Origin of the sequence: Janthinobacterium sp. RA13 (genome assembly GCF_000745325.1) — a bacterium.
GTDB lineage: Bacteria > Pseudomonadota > Gammaproteobacteria > Burkholderiales > Burkholderiaceae_D > Janthinobacterium > Janthinobacterium rivuli.
Genome location: NZ_JQNP01000001.1, coordinates 883,774 through 901,280, shown reverse-complemented (window position 1 = coordinate 901,280; position 17,507 = coordinate 883,774). Strand labels below are relative to the sequence as shown.

Annotated in this window: 14 protein-coding genes; 8 read left to right on the top strand and 6 right to left on the bottom strand. The window is 63.1% G+C overall.

All coding sequences use genetic code 11. The features are described from left to right. Positions 1-2: 2 nt before the first annotated feature. A complete protein-coding gene (locus FG13_RS03805) occupies positions 3-1,229 on the bottom strand; it encodes a molybdopterin molybdotransferase MoeA (RefSeq protein ID WP_035818521.1) in 1,227 nt (408 codons plus the stop codon). Further along, positions 1,229-2,710 carry a threonine synthase gene (thrC, locus tag FG13_RS03800; RefSeq protein ID WP_035818520.1) on the bottom strand — a complete coding sequence of 494 codons (1,482 nt, stop codon included), beginning with the start codon at positions 2,708-2,710 and terminating at the stop codon, positions 1,229-1,231. The genes FG13_RS03805 and thrC overlap by 1 nt, the downstream gene beginning before the upstream one ends. A gap of 237 nt (positions 2,711-2,947) precedes the next feature. Between thrC and FG13_RS03795 the strand changes: the two genes are divergently transcribed. After that, positions 2,948-4,414, top strand: a complete 1,467-nt coding sequence (locus FG13_RS03795) for a hypothetical protein (protein WP_035818519.1) — start codon at positions 2,948-2,950, stop codon at positions 4,412-4,414. A gap of 94 nt (positions 4,415-4,508) precedes the next feature. Next, entirely contained in the window at positions 4,509-5,249 is a 741-nt protein-coding gene (locus FG13_RS03790) for an AAA family ATPase (protein ID WP_035818518.1), read from the top strand. A gap of 117 nt (positions 5,250-5,366) precedes the next feature. On the opposite strand, the gene FG13_RS03785 is transcribed toward FG13_RS03790, so the two are convergent. From FG13_RS03785 to kbl, 3 genes are read right to left on the bottom strand one after another with little or no spacing between them, the layout of a single operon-like run. After that, positions 5,367-6,779, bottom strand: a complete 1,413-nt coding sequence (locus tag FG13_RS03785; RefSeq protein WP_035818517.1) for an L-serine ammonia-lyase — start codon at positions 6,777-6,779, stop codon at positions 5,367-5,369. Positions 6,780-6,825: 46 nt separating this feature from the next. Further along, positions 6,826-7,791, bottom strand: a complete 966-nt coding sequence (locus FG13_RS03780; protein WP_035818515.1) for an NAD-dependent epimerase/dehydratase family protein — start codon at positions 7,789-7,791, stop codon at positions 6,826-6,828. A gap of 20 nt (positions 7,792-7,811) precedes the next feature. After that, positions 7,812-9,038 carry a glycine C-acetyltransferase gene (kbl, locus tag FG13_RS03775; protein ID WP_035818512.1) on the bottom strand — a complete coding sequence of 409 codons (1,227 nt, stop codon included), beginning with the start codon at positions 9,036-9,038 and terminating at the stop codon, positions 7,812-7,814. A 218-nt stretch (positions 9,039-9,256) separates the two neighbouring features. Here kbl and FG13_RS03770 point away from each other — a divergent pair, with 218 nt between their 5' ends. From FG13_RS03770 to FG13_RS03745, 6 genes are all read left to right on the top strand, one after another. Beyond that, positions 9,257-9,832 carry a helix-turn-helix domain-containing protein gene (locus FG13_RS03770; protein ID WP_034751403.1) on the top strand — a complete coding sequence of 192 codons (576 nt, stop codon included), beginning with the start codon at positions 9,257-9,259 and terminating at the stop codon, positions 9,830-9,832. Between the two features lie 91 nt (positions 9,833-9,923). Continuing rightward, positions 9,924-10,850, top strand: a complete 927-nt coding sequence (locus FG13_RS03765; protein WP_035818509.1) for an STM4015 family protein — start codon at positions 9,924-9,926, stop codon at positions 10,848-10,850. A 6-nt stretch (positions 10,851-10,856) separates the two neighbouring features. Next, complete coding sequence (locus tag FG13_RS03760) at positions 10,857-11,942, top strand: STM4014 family protein (protein ID WP_035818507.1); 1,086 nt, start codon at positions 10,857-10,859, stop codon at positions 11,940-11,942. Further along, on the top strand, positions 11,935-12,777 hold the full coding sequence (locus FG13_RS03755) for an STM4013/SEN3800 family hydrolase (RefSeq protein WP_035818505.1): 843 nt from the start codon (positions 11,935-11,937) through the stop codon (positions 12,775-12,777). Before FG13_RS03760 ends, FG13_RS03755 begins: the two co-directional genes overlap by 8 nt. Next, positions 12,774-14,153 (top strand): STM4012 family radical SAM protein, encoded by a 1,380-nt coding sequence (locus FG13_RS03750; protein WP_200880249.1) that lies wholly within the window; start codon positions 12,774-12,776, stop codon positions 14,151-14,153. The genes FG13_RS03755 and FG13_RS03750 overlap by 4 nt, the downstream gene beginning before the upstream one ends. Further along, positions 14,147-15,034, top strand: a complete 888-nt coding sequence (locus FG13_RS03745; protein WP_081922405.1) for an STM4011 family radical SAM protein — start codon at positions 14,147-14,149, stop codon at positions 15,032-15,034. The genes FG13_RS03750 and FG13_RS03745 overlap by 7 nt, the downstream gene beginning before the upstream one ends. A 90-nt stretch (positions 15,035-15,124) precedes the next feature. Here the strand turns inward: FG13_RS03745 and FG13_RS03740 are convergent, their stop codons facing one another. Further along, entirely contained in the window at positions 15,125-17,284 is a 2,160-nt protein-coding gene (locus tag FG13_RS03740; protein WP_235211657.1) for a prolyl oligopeptidase family serine peptidase, read from the bottom strand. Between the last annotated feature and the right edge of the window lie 223 nt (positions 17,285-17,507).

The window sequence follows — 17,507 nt, the reverse complement described above, 5'->3', positions numbered from 1 at the left end:
CCTCAGTACAGCAATTCGTTAAACGGGATAAAACGCAGCATGTCGCCGCGCGCAATCGACAGCCCCGGCGGACAATCGATCAAGCCATCGCCCCACACGGTGGAGGTCAGCACGCCCGAACTCTGGTTGGCGAACAGTTCCAGCTCGCCCTCGTCATTGACCTTGGCGCGCAAGAACTCGTTGCGCTTGTCCGCCTTCAGGCGCTCGAACGCGGCCGGCAGCTTGTAGCTGCGCGGCGCCAGGCTGCCCGCCACGCCCTGCAGGCGCAGGATGAACGGGCGCACGAACAGCAAAAACGTGACGAAGCTGGAGACGGGATTGCCGGGCAAGCCGACAAAGAACGCGTCCTGTACCTCGCCAAACGCCAGGGGTTTACCCGGCTTGACGGCGATCTGCCACATGTTCAGGCGCCCTTCCGCTTCCACGGCCGGCTTGATGTGGTCTTCCTCGCCCACGGACACGCCGCCCGAGGTGATGATCAGATCATTGCCCTGGGCCGCCTGGCGCAGCACGGCGCGCGTCGCTTCCAGGCTGTCGGGCACGATGCCCAGGTCCGTGATCTCGCAACCCAGGTTTTCCAGCAAGCCGCGCAAGGTAAAGCGGTTCGAGTTGTAGACGGCGCCCGGCGCCAAGGGTTCACCCGGCATGGCCAGTTCGTCGCCCGTGAAAAACACGGCCACGCGCAGCTTGCGCAGCACGGGCACTTGCGCCAGGCCAACCGAGGCGGCCAGGCCCATTTCCTGGCTGCGCAGGCGCCGGCCCGCGCCAAGGATTTCACCGCCGGCGCGGATATCCTCGCCCTGGCGCCGCACCCATTCGCCCGCGTGCGGCACGTGATTGACCGTCACCACGCCATCCGCCACCGTGCACTGCTCCTGCATGACGACGCAATCGGCGCCGTCCGGGATCAGCGCACCCGTGAAGATGCGCGCCGCCGTCCCCGGCTGCAAGGGCTGGCCCACGTGGCCGGCCGCGATGCGCTGCGACACGGGCAAGCTGGCCGCGCCGCTGGCGCAATCCTGCGCGCGCACGGCATAGCCATCCATCTGCGTGTTGTCGCGCTCGGGCACGTTCAGGGTCGACGTTTGCGCCGTGGCCAGCACGCGGCCGTTGGCGCGCATGGTGTCGACCAGCTCCACCTCGGCCACCGGGCGCGCCGCGCCCAGCATGAAGGCTTGCGCCTCGGCCACCGACAGCATCGGTTTGCGTACAGTGCTGGCGTCTGTCATCACAAGCCCGTATTGGCGGCGATATACGCCTTCATTTTTTCCACGTCCGCATCCATCACGACGAACTTTTGCGGCAAGTCTTCGATGTTCTCGAAGCCCTTTGGCCGTTCCGCGTCCACGCCCAGCGCTTCGAGGATGGTTTCGTTGAACTTGGCCGCCAGCGCCGTTTCCAGCACGATCATCGGCACGTTCGGCTCCAGGTGCTCGCGCGCCACCTTGATGCCGTCGGCCGTGTGCGTGTCGATGGTGATGCCATAGTCGTCGGCCACGTCGCGGATGGTGTCGAGGCGGTCCTGGTGCGTGGACTTGCCCGACTTGAAGCCGTATTTGGCCACCAGCTTGAATTCGTCGCCGTCGCTGCCAGGTTTACCGGACAAGTCGAAGCCGCCATGCGTTTCCACTTTCGTGAACAGGGCGCGCACGCGGTCGCTGTCGCGGCCTACCAGGTCGTAGACGAAGCGCTCGAAGTTCGACGCTTTCGAGATATCCATCGACGGGCTGCTCGTGTGATACGTTTCGGCCGACTTGCGCACGCGGTAGACGCCCGTGCGGAAGAATTCGTCGAGCACGTCGTTTTCATTCGTCGCCGCCACCAGTTTCGAGATGGGCAGGCCCATCATGCGGGCGATATGGCCGGCGCAGATATTGCCGAAGTTGCCCGACGGCACCGTGAACGACACTTTTTGCTCGTTGCTGGTGGTGGCGGCCAGGTAGCCGCGGAAGTAGTACACGACTTGCGCCACGACACGCGCCCAGTTGATGGAATTGACGGTGCCGATCTTCTGTTTCGCCTTGAACGGCAAGTCGTTCGACACGGCTTTCACCATATCCTGGCAGTCGTCGAACACGCCTTCGACGGCGATGTTGACAATGTTCGGGTCTTGCAGGCTGAACATCTGCGCCGTCTGGAAGGCGCTCATTTTCTTGTGCGGCGACAGCATGAAGACGCGGATGCCCTTCTTGCCGCGCATCGCGTATTCGGCCGCGCTGCCCGTGTCGCCCGAGGTGGCGCCAAAGATATTGAGTTCGGCGCCCGTCTTGGCCAGGGTGTATTCAAACAGATTGCCCAGCAGCTGCATGGCCATGTCCTTGAAGGCCAGGGTCGGGCCGTTCGACAGCGCCTGCAGCATCAGGGTGGTCGATCCGCCCTTGACGACGTTTTCTTCGAGCACGCGCAGCGGCGTGATGTCGGCCGCGTTTTCGCCGGCGCGGGCGTTCTTGTAGACTGCCTTGGTATAGGTTTTCGCCGTCAGTGCCTTCAGGTCCGCGGCCGGGATATCGGTGGCGAACTTCTTCAGGATTTCGAATGCCAGGTCGGCATACGACAATGTGCGCCAGGCGTTGAGCTCGGCACCAGTGACTTGCGGGTAGTGTTCTGGGAGATACAGTCCGCCATCGGGGGCCAGGCCGCCCAGGAGGATGTCGGAGAATTGCTGCAGATTCGATGGCGCTTTATCAGCGCGGGTAGACACGTAATGCATAAATTTGAAGAGTCCAGTTGAGCTGAGTGCGGTTGATCATGAATGGCAGCGGATATTATAGTGCCAGCCGCCGCCCAAGGCGAATCCGTCGCGTTTGCCCGGGCGACGCCAGCCCCGCGCGGGCAGCGTCTGTTGTCAAACGACACACCTTGTCGCATGGCAACTGTATCATGGCCGCTTTCCTGACTACGCGGGCGCCCCAGCCAGCCCACGACGACCATGCCACAGCCAAGCCACATGAAACGAGACGATTTTCTCAAGCAGGACGATGTACGCGGTTTTATCGACTGGCTGGCGACCGAACTGCCAGCCAGGTCCTTTCACCTGAAGATGGCGCGCAGCCGCTTCGTGCCGGGCGGCCTGGACGTGCAGGCGACGGGCCTGGAAGCGGTGCTGGGCCACTATGTGTGGAGCACGCGCTGGACCGATGCGCAAGGCAAGGCGGTCGTCTCTGGCAACTGGCATGAGACGCGCGCTTCGCTGGGCCAGCTGCGCGGCTGGCTGAAGGACGCCATCGCGCGGCGCGATGAAGACCAGACGCTGGCCGCCTGCCTGGCCATCCTCGCATGGGGCGGCGTGCGCGGTGCCATCGTCTTCCTCAAGCGCCTGCACGCGCAAGGCCGCCTGGTCGCCTACTTCACGCGCCTGGCGCCCTTGATGGCGCTCGACTCGGACGCCTCGCTGGACGCCCTCGATACGGATACCGTGGAGCGCTTCGACGCGGGCCTGACCAAGATCCACGCCCTGTTTGACGACAGCGGCTCGCCCATCTACGACAGCCGCGTCGGCGCGGCCATGGCCATGCTGTATGCGCAGTACCGCAGCCAGGCAGGCAGCAAACGGGCAAAGAAACACTGGCTGGCATTCCCCTCGGGCGCCGCGCGCGGCAAGCAAATCCGCAATCCCAAGGGAATCGACGGCGGCTTTGCCGGCGCCCCGCAATTCTTCGGCAAGGCCGTATCGTGCCAGGACTGGGCGCAATGGCAAGTCAAGCTGGGCTGGATCCTGCGCGCCGTGCTGGAACAGTGCGACTGGTTCAAGGCGGGCAGCGCCGACATGGCCGCCCGCTGCCATGCCTTCGAGGCGTGTTTGTTCATGCTGGGGTATGACTTGCGGTGTTTTGGAGAGGCGACTGCGGAAGCCACTATGGCAAAAGAAAGAGTTGCAAAAGACGACGTGCCACAAAGCGGCTGGGTGCCGACTGGCTGCTCATTCAAGAACGTCCTTCCTGTGTACGCACAATTCCGGCAGAGACACGAAAAAGATGATCTTGCCACCTTCGCCAAGTGGTACGCCAGAACTCAGGGTGCAGCAGAGAAGACAGCCAATGCCTACTGTTTCCCATATTCCGAAAGCGAATTCGATATGTTTGACAGCAGTGAAGAACGGCTGGACACCATAGTCAAGGGTGGAAAAGAAGGACTGTATGCGGCAGTGGAGAGCACGGAACCATATGCGGAAGGCGCCGAGCGCGAGCGAATCTGCCTGGTCGACGCTTTGCTGGCCGGACGTACGGCGGATATGTCGGTTCCGGTGCGCACCGCCTGGCTGCTGCAAAAAGGCTATGCCGGAACGAAAAGTGCAGCCAACACCCTGATGACTGTCGGACGCCAGGTCGGCCGTCATTTCGGCCTGCTCGACAAGAAAAATCGCCCTACCGCCTTCTTCCACGAGTACTTCGGCGATTGCATGCGCGAGCCTTAAGTCAAAAAATCCGGCGCCCGTGCTGGCGCGTGCGCCGGATTTGCGCCACACTGGTGCTTGTCGTCCCGCCTGCGGGTCATTCATGGAATCGGCCATGTCGCTGAGTAAAAAACCGTATTTGCAAAGCGCCGCGCTGCGCCCCGACGCCGTCGTCGACCTGGAGCACTATCCGTTCACCATTCCCGCCATCCGCGACTTCGTGCACATGGACTTCCACCGCGACGTGACGTTTTTCGTGGGCGAGAATGGCAGCGGCAAGTCGACCATGCTCGAAGCGCTGGCCGTAGCGCTGGGTTTCGGCAAGGATGGCGGCACGCGCAACGTACGCATCGCCCTGCCCTCGGACGAGGAATCGGGCTTGCACGCGCATCTGCGCCTGAGCAAGAGCTACAAGAAGCCCGAGGACAGCTATTTCCTGCGCGCCGAAAGCTTTTTCAACGTCGCCACCTATATGGACGACATGCCCGAATACCTGGCCAGCTATGGCGGCAAGTCGCTGCACGCGCAATCGCACGGCGAAGCGTTCATGGCGACCCTGATCAACAAGCTGCGTGGCAAGGGCCTGTACCTGCTGGACGAGCCGGAGGCGGCCCTGTCACCGAGCCGCCAGATGGCGGCATTGTCCGTCATCCACCAGCTGGTGCAGGACGACTCGCAGCTGATCATCGCCACCCACTCGCCGATTTTACTGGCCTACCCGAACGCAAAGATTTTGATGTTTACAGGCGGCGGCATCCACGAAGTGGCGTATGAAGACACGGAACACTTCGCCGTGACGCGCGATTTTTTGAATAACTATCCACGAAGGCTGGAGCAGTTGTTTGAGGAGGAGTGAGTTATTGGATGGTGTTGTCGGCTTACGCGCGTTGCGCTAAGCCGACCTACGCCATACCGGATCCGCTGCAGTTGTAGGTCGGCTTAGCCCGCAGGGCGTAAGCCGACAATACCGCCATCAGCAAGCCGCGTGATTGACCGTAATAACGTGGACTGCCAGCCCACCCAGCGACGTTTCCTTGTACTTGTCCTGCATGTCCGCGCCCGTCTGGCGCATGGTTTCGATGACTTCGTCGAGGCTGACGAAATGCGTGCCGTCGCCCTTCAGCGCCAGCGAGGCGGCCGTAATCGCTTTCACGGCGCCCATGCCATTGCGCTCGATGCACGGGATCTGCACCAGGCCGCCGATCGGGTCGCACGTCATGCCCAGGTGGTGCTCGATGCCGATTTCAGCCGCGTTTTCGATCTGTTCATTCGTGCCGCCCAGGGCCGCCACCAAGCCGGCCGCCGCCATGGCGCAGGCCACGCCCACTTCGCCCTGGCAACCCACTTCGGCGCCCGAGATCGAGGCATTGCGTTTGCATAGCATGCCGATGGCGGCCGCCGTCAGCATGAAACGGCGCACGCCGCCCACCGGGTCGCTGGGGCGGCAATCCTGCGCGTAGTAGCGCAGCACGGCCGGGATGATGCCGGCGGCGCCGTTGGTCGGCGCCGTGACGACGCGCCCGCCGGCCGCGTTTTCCTCGTTGACGGCCATCGCATACAGGCTGACCAGGTGCACGGCGTCGTGCGGCAAGTCGTTGGCGCGGTTGTCGGACGCCTTCGCCTCCTGCGCCAATCGCCACAATTTCGCGGCGCGGCGTTTGACGTTCAAGCCGCCCGGCAGGTTGCCCGTCGTTTCCAGTCCGTGCGCGATACAGTCGCGCATGACGTGCCAGATGCGGTCCAGGCCTTCATTGAGTTCCGTTTCGCTGCGCTTGACGCACTCGTTCGCGCGCAGCATTTCCGGGATCGACAAACCGCTTTCCACGCCATGCGCCAGCAACTGCTCCATCGTGTCGAAGGGGAAGACGACGCGGGCGCTTGCCGCCGACTCCACGGCCACTTCGGCCTGCGCCGCAGTTTGAACTTCCTCGGCCTCGCGGATAAAACCGCCGCCGATCGAGTAATACACCTTGTCGGCACGGCTGCCGTCCGCCAGTTTCAGGGTAAAGCGCATGCCGTTCGGATGTTCGGGCAGGGATTCGCTCTTGTGCCAGATCAGGCCCGTGGCGGCCGTGAATGGCACCACATGCGTGCCCAGCAAGGCGATCTCGCCGGCCGCCTCAATGGCGGCCAGCTTGCTGTCAACTTCATCGGGCGCCACGTCCTGCGGCGTTTCGCCCATCAGGCCAAGAATCACGGCCTTGTCCGTCGCATGGCCCACGCCCGTCAGCGCCAGCGAGCCATACAAGGCCGCCTCGACGCCCACCACCTGGTCCAGCGGACCGTATTCGACCAGAAAACGCCGCGCCGCCACCATCGGCCCCACAGTATGGGAACTCGACGGCCCGATGCCGATTTTAAAAAGGTCAAATACGCTCATGTCCATGTAGTGTCTCTTTATTTAGTATGTTTTTTTAGTACTGCTGCAAAACTCAGGCTGCCTTGGCGGCATGGCCCACATCGACATTGGCCAGCATGTCGGTGACCATCTGCTCGACGCCGATCTGCGCCTTCCAGCCCCAGTCGGCGCTGGCCTTGCTGTCGTCCAGGCTTTGCGGCCAGCTGTCGGCGATGGCCTGGCGGCTGTCCGGCTTGTAGCTGATCTTGAAGTCCGGCACCATGCGCACGATGGCCTTGGCCAGCTGCTCGGGGTTGAACGACACGCCGGCCACGTTGTACGACGAACGGATCTTGATCGATGCCGCTGGCGCGTCCATCAGTTCGATGGTGGCGCGGATGGCGTCGGGCATGTAAATCATCGGCAAGGTGGTGTTCGCGTCGAGGAAGCAATCATAGCGCTCGCCGCGCAAGGCCGCGTGGAAGATGGCGATGGCGTAATCGGTGGTGCCGCCGCCCGGAGGCGATTTGTAGCTGATGATGCCCGGGTAGCGGATGCTGCGCACGTCCACGCCATACTTGTTGAAGTAATACTCGCACAGGCGCTCGCCGGCCAGCTTGCTGATGCCGTACATCGAGGTCGGGTCCATCACCGTCATTTGCGGCGTGTTTACTTGCGGCGTATTCGGGCCGAAGGCGGCGATCGACGATGGCCAGAAGATGCGCAGAGGTTTGCCCGCTTCGCCGCGCTCGCGCGCCAGTTCCAGGATATTGAGCAAGCCATCCATGTTCAGGCTCCACGCCTTCAGCGGCGCCGCCTCGCCCGTGGCCGACAGCATGGCCGCCAGCTGGTACACCTGAGTGATGCATTCATCGGCGATGATCTTCGCCAGGCCGTCCTTGTCCAGCACATTCAATTGCGCGTAGCGCTTGGCCTGGTACAGGTTGTTCGTGCCGATGTCGCTGGCGATGACGTTGTCCGCGCCGTGCTGCTGCGCCAGCGCGCCCACCAGTTCACTACCGATTTGGCCGTTTGCGCCTATGACTAAGATGCGTTCCATGCTATTTTCCTGAATTCGTATTAATTAGTAGTGGTAGTGGTGGTCAGCAAACCGAGTTCCTTGCCAGCCTGCTCGAAGGCGGCCAGCACCTGCACCAGCTGTTCGCGGGTGTGGGCGGCGGACAGCTGCACGCGGACACGGGCCTGGCCCATCGGCACGACCGGGTAGAAGAAGCCCGTCACCAGCACGCCCAGTTCATACAGGCGGGCGGCGAATTTCTGCGCCACGGGAGCGTCGAACAGCATCACGGGAACCACCGGATGGGTGCCCGGCTTGATGGTAAAGCCAATGCGTTCGATCTCGCTGCGGAAGAAAGCCGTGTTCTCATGCAGGCGGTCGCGCAGTTCCGTCGACTTGGCCAGCCGTTCCAGTACCGACAGCGAGGCGCCGGCGATCGATGGCGCCAGGGTATTCGAGAACAGATACGGGCGCGATTTCTGGCGCAGGGTGTCGATGACTTCCTTGCGCGCCGAGGTAAAACCGCCCATGGCGCCGCCCAGGGCCTTGCCCAGTGTGCCCGTGATGATGTCGATGCGGCCCATCACATTGTGGTGTTCGTGCGTGCCGCGGCCCGTCGCGCCCATGAAGCCGGACGCGTGGCATTCGTCGATCATCACCAGCGCGCCGTATTGGTCGGCCAGGTCGCAGATCTTGTCGAGTTGCGCAATCGTGCCGTCCATCGAGAACACGCCGTCCGTGACGATGACCTTATGGCGCTTGCCGGCGGCAATGGCCGCTTTCAGCTGCACTTCCAGGTCGGCCATGTCGTTGTGGGCGTAGCGGTAGCGGCCAGCCTTGCACAAACGGATGCCGTCGATAATGGAAGCGTGGTTCAGCGCGTCCGAGATGATGGCGTCGTTTTCATCGAACAGGGGCTCGAATACGCCGCCGTTGGCGTCAAAGGCGGCCGCGTACAAAATCGTGTCTTCGGTACCCAGGAACGCGGAAATAGCCTGTTCCAGTTCTTTATGCACGGTTTGCGTGCCGCAGATGAAACGCACGGACGACAGGCCATAGCCATACTTTTGCGTGGCGGCAATGGATGCTTCCTGCGTCTGCAGGTCGCCGGACAGGCCCAGGTAGTTGTTCGCACACATATTGATCAGGGTACGGCCATCGTCGCACACCACTTCGGCGCCCTGGCGCGAGGCGATCACGCGCTCGGGCTTGTACAAGCCCTGCTGGCGCAGTTGATCGAGATTCTGTTGCAGACCGCTGAAAAAGGTGTTCTTCGCTTGCTCGCTCATGATGATCCTTGTGTGTCCCTGCGTTTGTGGTATCCGTGTGACCTCAGCCGCCATAGGGAAAAGCGGCCGCTTGACCGGTGCGCGCACAATGCTGTACCGTGAAGCGCTGTTTGAAGTCTACACGTTTCCGTGTTTTTCCTCAAAATCCACTATTTCGAACTGAAATTCAATATAGTGGATATTACCCAAGCCTTTTGAACTTTGCAAGCCACCTGCCGATGAAAACCAGCGTTTCGACCAATTCTCCGCCCGAAGTGGGCGCCACCCTGCAACGGCTGCGCCTGGCGCGCGGCCTGACACTGGAGGATTTGTCGCGCATCGCCGGCGTTTCGAAGTCCATGCTGTCGCAAATCGAGCGCGAAAAAGCCAATCCCACCATCGCCATCACGTGGCGCCTGGCCAACGCCCTGGGCGTGCAGATCGGCGAATTGCTGTCGAGCGCGGAAAAAGCCGTGGAAACCATCCGCATCACGGATGCCCACGAAACCCCCACCCTGCCCGGCGACCACGCGGGCTACGTGCTGCGCATCCTGGGGCCGATGGAGCTGGCGGGCAAATACGAATGGTATGAAGTGACCCTGGCGCCGGGCGGCGAACTGGCCTCGCAGCCGCACGACCCGGGCACCACCGAACATTTGACGGTGATTCACGGCAACCTGGAACTGGAAGTGGGAACGGCGAAGAAAAAGGTCAAGAATGGCGGCACGGCGCGCTATCCGGCCGACCAGCCACATACGATACGCAACCTGGGCAAGACGGAAGGCAAGGCATTATTGGTGGTCATCCATAGATAGTTGCTTTTCAGCAGTGTGCAATAAGCTCTTTCGCCCATGCTAAGATTTTGGATTAGACAAGATTTTCACTGTCTTTCATGGAGCCTTAGCAATGACGATTTCCGAAAGCACCACCCTCTTCCACAAGAAAAAAGTCGTCGAGTACGATCCTGATATTGCGCTGCAATCCGGGCAGGATATCGTCTACCGCCTCTCGCTCGAGTATGACGACAAGCGCAAGATGCCGGATCTGATCGCCGGCTTCCTGGAAAAAACCGACAAGAATGCGCTTGAAGCGCTGATCATCGGCATGTGGGGCGACCCGTACGAAGCGGGCGCCGACGAGGTGATCGCCGCGCTGGCCAGCCACGCGCCGCAGTTGCCGAACTTGCGCGCCCTGTTCATCGGCGACATGACGTACGAGGAATGCGAAATCTCGTGGATCGTGCAAGGCAGCTACAAGCCGCTGCTGGACGCTTTCCCGCAGCTGGAAGAACTGCGCATCCGTGGCGGCAATGAACTCGTCATCGAACCGTTCGCGCACCAGAACCTGCGCCGCTTCACCATCGAAGCGGGCGGCATCGATCAAAAGATCGCCGAAGCGCTGGCGCAATCGAGCATGCCGCAGCTGGAACACCTGGAGCTGTGGCTGGGCACGGACGACTATGGCTTTTCGGGCGACGTCGACCTGTACCGCAAGGTGCTGGCGCAGCTGACCGTGCCAACCCTGCGCTACCTGGGCCTGCGCGACGCGGAAATCGCCGACGACCTGGCCGTCTGGCTGGCGGAAGAACCATTGGTGGCGCAGCTCGACACCCTCGACCTGTCGCTGGGCACCATCGGCGACCTGGGCGCCGTGGCCGTGCTCAATCACACGCAGCTGGGCAAGTTGAAGCGCCTGGACCTGTCGCACCATTACATCTCGGAAGAAAACCAGGCCAAGCTGAAGGCGCTGCCCTTCGAGGTGGTGCTGGACGACCCGCAGGAAGCCGATGAAGACGATGGCGAAAGCTATCGTTATGTCGCCGTCGGCGAATAAAACCTGATGCTTTTGCTGGCCACCAGCGGCAGCAAGCGCGTGCGCCTGATGCAGGCGGCGCGCGCGCAACTGCGCCTGCCGCCCGCGCAAGTGCTGGAATGGCGCGACTGGCTGGCGCAGCCTACCCTGCTCGAGGACGCCTTGCGCCGGCCCTGCCTGTTCAAGATCGAGCCGCCTGGCGACGACCCGGCGGCGCACCTGCGGCTGCTGCATGACGGTTGTCGACAGCTTGATCGCGCGCCCGTGCATGCACCGGAACATGGCGAGCTGCTGGCCATGGATGCGTGGTTCGCAGGATTTGCCTCCGCCATGGCCTACCTGGCGGCGCAGCTGGCCGACCTGCCGCAGGCGCGCGTCGTCAATGCGCCAGCCGAAATCTGTCTCATGACGGACAAGCTGGCGTGCCAGCGCCACCTGGCCGCGCACGGCGTCGCCATTCCCAGCCTGCTCGGCCCCGTGCACGGCTACGCGCATCTGCAGTCGCTGCTGCACGAACACCAGCTTGACCGCGTGTATCTGAAACCGCGCTACGGCTCCTCCGCGTCTGGTGTCGTTGCCTACCGCAGGAACAAGGCCGGGCGCCAGCAAGCCACCACCTCGGCCGCCTTGCAGCATGGGGACGGCGCGGCGCGTCTGTTCAACGTCAAGCGCATGGCGCGCTACGAGACCCGGCACGACATCGCCGCCCTCGTCGACGCGCTGGCCGCCCAGGAACTGTATGCGGAAACATGGCTGAACAAGCCGCGCTGCGGCGACGGCCACTACGACTTGCGCGTCGTGACCCTGGCCGGCCAGCCGGCGCACCGGGTGGCGCGCATCGGCCACCAGATGATGACGAATCTGCACCTCGACAACCGGCGCGGCGACGCATCCGGCCTCTTGAACGCAGCCGACCTGGCGGCGCTGGAAGCGGCCAGCGCCCAGGCCGCGCGCGCCTTCCCACACAGTCATGTGACGGGCTACGACCTGGTGGTGCGCCAGGGCCAGGCCCATGTGCTGGAGGCGAACGCCTTCGGCGACCTGCTGCCAGGCCTGCTGTGGCAAGGCGCGGACACTTACGCAGCGCAACTGACGCAACTGCCCCATGTTTAAAGACCCACCTGCCATCCCCGACATGCGCGCCATCGTCGGCAGCCACGACATCGTTTTCATCACGCTCGACACCCTGCGCTACGACGTGGCGCAGGCCTTGTATGCGGCGGGTGAATTGCCCGTGCTGGGACGTTTTCTGCCGCCGGGCGGCTGGGACAAGCGCCACTCGCCCGCCACGTTCACGTATGCCGCGCACCAGGCTTTTTTTGCCGGTTTTTTGCCCACGCCGGCCGCGCCTGGCCGCCATCCGCGCCTGTTCGCCAGCGCTTTTGCGGGCAGCGAAACCACCTCGCCGCACACGTTTGCGTTCGAGGAAGCGGACCTGCCCGCCGCGCTGGCCGCGCGCGGCTACCGCACCATCTGCATCGGCGGCGTGGGCTTCTTCAATAAACAGACGGCGCTGGGCACGGTGCTGCCGTCGCTGTTCCAGGAAAGCCACTGGAACGCCGGCATGGGCGTGGCCAGCCGCCATTCGACGCAAAAGCAGGTGGCGCTGGCGACACAGCTGCTGGCGCAAAACGATCAACGCATCTTTTTGTTCATCAACGTGGCCGCCCTGCACACGCCGAACCGCGCCTACCTGCCCGGCTGCCGCGCCGATAACCTGGACAGCCATGCGGCGGCCCTGCGCTATGTGGACGCGTCGCTGGCGCCCCTGTTTGCCGCCTGCGCCGCGCGCGCGCCCACGTTCGCCATCGTCTGCTCGGACCACGGCAGCGCGTATGGCGAAGACGGCTACCGTGGCCACCGCATCGCCCATGACAGCGTGTGGCAGGTGCCGTACGCGCACTTCTTCCTCACGCCAGATACCATTTCCCAGGAGTCCCCACCGTGAACCCATCCGAACAACCGGGCACCCTGGCGCAGCGCATGCGCCACACGCCCTACCAGGCGTATTCATACTCGTATCCGCACAAGGCCGCCTACCGCGCCTTGCCGCAGGCGGCGCCGCTGGCGCCCCTGTGGGCGCGGCAAGACCGCTCCGCCCTCTTCGCCTACATCCACATCCCGTTCTGCGAAATGCGCTGCGGCTTTTGCAACCTGTTCGCCATGGCGCGCCCCAGCGCCGACATGGTCGAGCGCTACGTCCAGCAAGTGCTGGTGCAGATGCGCGCGCTCAATGGCGCGCTGGGCGAACGGCGCTTTGCCCGCTTCGCGCTGGGCGGCGGCACGCCCACCTATCTGTCGCCGTCGCAGCTGGACACCCTGCTGTGCGGCGCGCGCGACATCCTCGGCATCGACCTGCAAGCCACGCCGGCCGGCATCGAAGCCTCGCCCGAAACCATCACGGCCGAGCGGCTTGCCGTCTGCCGCGCGCATGGCATCGACCGGGTCAGCCTGGGCATCCAGAGCTTTGCCGCCGGCGAGATGCGCGCCTTGGCACGCCCCCAGCAAAACGCCACCGTCCATCACGCCATCGGCCTGATACGCGCGGCCGGCTTCCCCACCCTGAACCTGGACCTGATCTACGGCATCGCCGGGCAAACCGTGGCCAGCCTGCTCGCGTCCATCGACAGCGCGCTGGCGTTTGCGCCCGAGGAAATCTACCTGTATCCGCTGTACGTACGGGAACAGACGGGTCTCGGCAAGGTGGCGCGCCGCCAGGGCGCGCAGTCGCTCAACCCCATCATGCTGGCGCGCGACGGCGACAGCCGCCTGGCCCTGTACGCGGCCGCGCGCGACCATCTGCGCGCCCTGGGCTATGAACAGGTCTCCATGCGCATGTTCCGCGCACCGCACGCGCCGGAGCAGAACGGGCCCTCGTACTGCTGCCAGAACGATGGCATGGTGGGCCTGGGCGCGGGCGCCCGCTCTTACACTTCGCGCCTGCATTATTCGAGCGAATACGCGGTGGCGAGAACGGAGACCATCGGCATCATCGACAACTACCTGGCGCTGGACGAGGAACGCTTCGCGCAGGCCGAACACGGCTATGTGCTCGATGATGCGGAACAGCGCCGCCGCTACGTGATTCAGTCGCTGCTGACGGAACCGGGCCTGGACCGCGACGCCTACACGGCGCGCTTCGGCACGCGCTGCGAGCTTGATCTGCCGCAGCTGGCCGAACTGCACGCGCTGGAACTGGTGGAAGAAAACGGCCCCCTGCTGCGCCTGAACGACCGTGGCTACAGCTACGCCGACACCATCGGCCCGTGGCTGGCCTCCGAGACGGTGCGCACGCTGATGGCCGAAGGCGGCCAGGCGTGCTGACAGCACCAAAAGAAACGCTGTCCCTGCTGTACCGGGGCACCTTGGCAAGCTGCAATTACGCCTGCGGCTACTGCCCGTTCGCCAAGAAGCGCGACAGCCGCGCCACCCTGGCCCGCGATGCGCGCGAAGTGGCGCGGTTTACCAGCTGGGTGGCGGCACAAAAGCGGGACATCAGCGTCCTGTTTACGCCCTGGGGTGAAGCGCTGGTGCGGCGCCACTACCGTACGGCCATGCAGACGCTGGCCGCTTTGCCCCATGTGCGCCAGGTGGCGCTGCAAACGAATCTGTCCGGCCCATTGAACTGGCTGCATGACATGCCCGGCCTGGAAAAGATCGGCCTGTGGTGCACCTACCACCCGGACCAGACGACACTGGCCCGCTTTCTCGCACGCTGCGCGCGCCTGGACGCCATGGGTGTGCGCTATTCCGTCGGCGTCGTCGCCATCAATGAACACCTGGACGCCATCCGCGCCCTGCGCGCGGCCCTGCCGGCCCACGTCTACCTATGGCTGAACGCGTATGACCGGCGTGGCCCCGGCTATTACGGCGGGGAAGACCTGGCCTGGCTTGACGCCATCGACCCGTGGTTCGCGCAAAACCGCCGCCCGTCGCCTTCACGCAATAAACCCTGCCTGGCGGGCGAAGCGTCGTTGTCCGTCGATGGCGATGGCGAACTGGCGCGTTGCCATTTCGTGCCCGAGCGCCTGGGGAATCTGTATGAGGATGACCTGGCCGACATGCTGCAAGAACGCAGCTGCCCGCGCTTCAAGTGCGATTGCTATATCGGCTACGCGCAGCGCAAGGATTTGCCGTTTCAGGCGGTGTTTGGGGAGGGGGTATTGGCGAGGATCGTGCACGCAGAGCAACGTAGGTCGGATTAGCGGCGGCACGCCGCGTAATCCGACACATTGTTGGCTCCGGTGGTGTCGGATTACGCACGGCGATGCCGCGCTAATCCGACCTACCGCGTTTTACTGCGCCGCCACCTTGGCCGGCTCCGCCACTACCGGCGTCATCTTCAGCGAACGGCTGAGGAAGCCCCAGCGGTCCGCCACTTCTTCGATCTGCTTGGTCGTCGGCTTGCCGGCGCCATGGCCGGCCTTGCTGTCGATACGGATCAGCACGGGCGCCGCGCCACCTTGCGCTGCCTGGGCGGCGGCGGCGAACTTGAAGCTGTGGGCAGGCACGACGCGGTCGTCGTGGTCGGCCGTCGTGATCATGGTGGCTGGATAGCAACCGCCCGCTTTCAGGTTGTGCAGCGGCGAGTATTTCACCAGCGCCTTGAACTGCTCGGCATCGTCCGACGAACCGTAGTCAGGCACCCAGCCCCAGCCCACGGTGAACTTGTGGAAGCGCAACATGTCGAGCACGCCCACTTGCGGAATCGCCGCGGCGAACAGGTCGGGACGCTGCGTCATGGCCGCACCGACCAGCAGGCCGCCATTGCTGCCGCCGCCGATCGCCAGTTTCGATGGCGAGGTGACCTTGTTGTCAACCAGCCACTGCGCCGCGCCGATGAAATCGTCGAACACGTTTTGCTTGTTCAGCTTGGTGCCAGCCTGATGCCAGGCTTCGCCGTATTCTCCGCCGCCGCGCAGGTTGGCCATCACGTAGACGCCGCCCATTTCCACCCAGGCAAGATTTGCCACGGAGAAGCTCGGCGTGAGCGAAATATTGAAGCCGCCATAGCCGTACAGATAGGTCGGGTTCGTGCCGTCCAGCTTCATGCCTTTTTTCGAGACGATGAACATCGGCACCTTCGTGCCGTCGCGGCTGGTGAAGAATTGCTGGCGCGTTTCAAAGGCGTTCGGGTCGAAATCGACCTTCGGCTGGCGGTACACGCTGCTCTTGCCCGATTTCATGTCGTAGCGGTAAATGGTCGCTGGCGTCGTGAAGCTGGTAAACGAGTAGAACGTTTCCGTGTCGCCACGCTTGCCCGCAAAACCGCCGGCCGAACCGATGCCCGGCAAGGCCACTTCGCGCACCAGCTTGCCTTTCAGGTCGACGATCTTGATTTGCGTTTGCGCATCTTTCAGGTAGTCGAGCACCAGCTGGTTGTTGATCAGGTTGACGGCGACGAGGGTTTCCGCGCTTTGCGGCACGATTTCTTTCCAGTCGGCAGGCGCAGGTTTGCGCGTATCGATGGCGATCACCCGCGATTTTGGCGCCTTGTTGTCCGTCTTGAAGAAGAACACGGGACCGTCATTGTCGATGAACGAGTACGACGCGTCGAATTCTTCCAGCAAGCCGACGACCTTGGCGTTCTTCTGGCGCAAGTCCTTGTAGAAGACGCGGTTCTTGCGTTCCGTGCCCTGCGTGGCCGTGATGATCAAATAGTTGCCGTCGTCGCTGACGGTGCTGCCGCCGAACGCCCATTCCTTCTGGTCGGGACGGTCGAAGACCAGCACGTCGTCGCTTTGCGGCGTGCCGATCTTGTGGAAATACAATTTCTGGAAGTAATTGATATCGGCCAGCTTGGTGGCTTCGTTCGGCGCGTCATAGCGGCTGTAGAAGAAACCGGTGTTGTCCTTGGTCCACGAAGCGCCGGAGAACTTGGCCCACTTGATATGGTCCGTCAAATCCTTGCCCGATTCGATATCGCGCACTTTCCACTCGTTCCAATCGGAACCGGAGGCGGACGTGGCATACGCCAGGTACTTGCCGTTCGGGCTGATCGAGGTGCCGGCCAGCGCCACCGTGCCATCCGTCGACAGGGTGTTCGGATCCAGCAGCAGACGCGGCTCGTCCGTCAGTTTTTTCACCGTGTACAGCACGGCCTGGTTCTGCAAACCGTCATTGCGGCTGTAGAAGTAGCGGCCACCCTGCTTCGTTGGCGTAGAGAAACGCTCATAGTTCCACAGCTTGGTCAGGCGCTGCTTGATCGCGGCGCGCTCGGGGATGGTGCCCAGATACGACTGCGTCAGCTTGTTTTGCGCCGTGACCCACTCGCCCGTTTCCGCGCTGTTGGCGTCTTCCAGCCAGCGGTACGGATCGGCGATGGTGGTGCCGAAATAGCTGTCTTGCTGGTCGACTTTTTTGCTGACCGGATACGCCACGGCAGCGCCGTCGCCAGCCGGGCACGATGGCATCGCGGCGCTTTGCGCCAGGGCATTGCCGCCGAAAGCGGTCATCAAGCTGAATATGAGGGTTGCACTACGTAATTGCATGGGTTGTCGTCTCATTGTTGGATGTCGGGGAAAGCATGCCGCTCAAGCAAACTCTGCGGCTGCCTATGTTGACTTTCGCCAAGAGAAATCATAGCGCGGATTGCCACTTTTAAAGAACAGTTATCCGGTGGATTTGCCGTCTTTTGTTTGGCAAATTTACGTGGATCACCATGATAAATCTCGCTTT